This window comes from Selenomonas sp. oral taxon 137 str. F0430 (assembly GCF_000183625.1).
GTDB lineage: Bacteria > Bacillota > Negativicutes > Selenomonadales > Selenomonadaceae > Centipeda > Centipeda artemidis.
The window spans coordinates 1-2,500 of record NZ_AENV01000007.1 but is presented as its reverse complement, the minus strand read 5'-3'; the positions used below and the strand labels follow the sequence as shown (position 1 = coordinate 2,500).

The window sequence follows — 2,500 nt, the reverse complement described above, 5'->3', positions numbered from 1 at the left end:
ACCACCATCCAAGGCTAAACATGACGAAACGACCGATAGCGGAAAGTACCGTGAGGGAAAGGTGAAAAGAACCCCGGGAGGAGAGTGCAAAAAGAACCTGAAACCGTATGTCTACAAACAGTCGAAGCACAATCAATGTGCGACGGCGTGCCTATTGAAGAATGAACCGGCGAGTTGATTTATACTGCGAGGTTAAGCGGGAGACGCGGAGCCGCAGCGAAAGCGAGTCTTAAGAGGGCGGAAGTAGTATGGATCAGACCCGAAACCACAGTGATCTATGCATGTCCAGGTTGAAGCTCAGGTAAAAATGAGTGGAGGACCGAACCGGTGAGTGTTGAAAACTTTCGGATGAGGTGTGCATAGGGGTGAAATGCCAATCGAACGTGGAGATAGCTGGTTCTCCCCGAAATAGCTTTAGGGCTAGCCTTAAGCGAATAACCATAAAGACGGTAGAGCACTGATCGGGCAAGGGGGCGTAAAGCCTACCGACCCCAGTCAAACTACGAATGGCTTATATGGGCAGCTTAGGAGTCAGCGTGCGAGTGATAAGACCCGTACGCAAGAGGGAAACAGCCCAGACCGCCGGCTAAGGTCCCAAATGCTGTGCTAAGTGGAAAAGGATGTAGGACTTCGAAAACAACCAGGATGTTGGCTCAGAAGCAGCCACCATTAAAAGAGTGCGTAATAGCTCACTGGTCGAGAGGCCCTGCGCCGAAAATATCCGGGGCTCAAGCACAGAACCGAAGCCGCGGCAAAGTAGTAATACTTTGGGTAGGGGAGCGTTCTTACTTGGAAGAAGGCAGACCGGAAGGACTGCTGGACGAGTAAGAAGTGAGAATGCCGGTATGAGTAGCGAAACGACAGGTGAGAATCCTGTCCACCGAAAGCCTAAGGGATCCTGGGCAACGCTCGTCGCCCCAGGGTAAGTCGGGACCTAAGCCGAGGCGTAAAGCATAGGCGATGGACAACCGGTGAAAATTCCGGTACCGGGTCAGTTTGTTTGAGGATGGAGTGACGCAGGAAGGAAGCTGAGCGCGCGACTGGTTGGGCGCGTCGGAGGCGGTAGGCTAGTACGGAGGCAAATCCCCGTACTATAAGGCCGAGAACCGATAGATAGGAGAGACTACGGTCAATCTGAATTCAGCCGCACTACACTGCCAAGAAAAGCTTCTAACGAGAACTGATCCGCCCGTACCAAAACCGACACAGGTAGGCGGGGAGAGAATCCTAAGGTGCGCGGGAAAACCCTCGTTAAGGAACTCGGCAAAATGCATCCGTAACTTCGGGAAAAGGATGGCCGGAGGTTGTGAAGTTATTTACTGATGGAGCGACAGCCGGCGGCAGAAAAGAGGCCCAAGCGACTGTTTACCACAAACACAGGTGCCTGCGAAAGCGCAAGCTGAAGTATAGGTGCTGACGCCTGCCCGGTGCAGGAAGGTTAAGGAGAGTTGTTAGTCTTTGGGATGAAGCAGCGAACTGAAGCCCCTGTAAACGGCGGCCGTAACTATAACGGTCCTAAGGTAGCGAAATTCCTTGTCGGGTAAGTTCCGACCCGCACGAAAGGCGTAACGATTTGGGCACTGTCTCAACGAGGGACCCGGTGAAATTGAAATACCTGTGAAGATGCAGGTTACCCGCGACTGGACAGAAAGACCCCATGGAGCTTTACTGCAGCTTGGCATTGGTCTTTGGCATATAACGTACAGGATAGCCGGGAGACTGGGAAAATATCTCGCTAGAGGTATTGGAGTCACCGTTGGGATACCGGCCTTTATATGCTAAGGATCTAACCGGAATGTTAACAGCATTCGGGACAGTACCAGGCGGGCAGTTTGACTGGGGCGGTCGCCTCCGAAAGAGCAACGGAGGCGTCCAAAGGTTCCCTCAGCGCGGACAGAAATCGCGCGCAGAGCATAAAGGCAGAAGGGAGCTTGACTGCGAGACTGACGGGTCGAGCAGGTACGAAAGTAGGGCTTAGTGATCCGGTGGAAAGAGAGTGGAATTGCCATCGCTCAACGGATAAAAGCTACCCTGGGGATAACAGGCTAATCTCTCCCAAGAGTCCATATCGACGGGGAGGTTTGGCACCTCGATGTCGGCTCATCACATCCTGGGGCTGAAGCAGGTCCCAAGGGTTGGGCTGTTCGCCCATTAAAGTGGTACGTGAGCTGGGTTCAGAACGTCGTGAGACAGTTCGGTCCATATCCATCGCGGGCGCAAGATACATGAGGGAGGCTGCTCCTAGTACGAGAGGACCGGAGTGGACGAACCAACGGTGTACCGGTTGTCCTGCCAAGGGCACGGCCGGGTAGCTGCGTTCGGAAGGGATAAACGCTGAAAGCATCTAAGCGTGAAGCCCGTCCCGAGATGAAGTATCTCATCTCAATCAGAGAGTAAGACCCCTTGCAGAAGACGAGGTAGATAGGCTGGGCGTAGAAGTGCGGCAACGCATGCAGCTGACCAGTACTAATCGGTCGAGGGCTTGATTTATTTTGTTGGT

General features: G+C 53.4%; 1 rRNA gene (cut by a window edge). It reads left to right on the top strand.

Going from position 1 to position 2,500, the window contains the following annotated elements:
* A 23S ribosomal RNA gene (locus tag HMPREF9162_RS05230) occupies window positions 1–2,490 on the top strand (it extends 599 nt beyond the left edge of the window).
* Window positions 2,491–2,500: the final 10 nt, after the last annotated feature.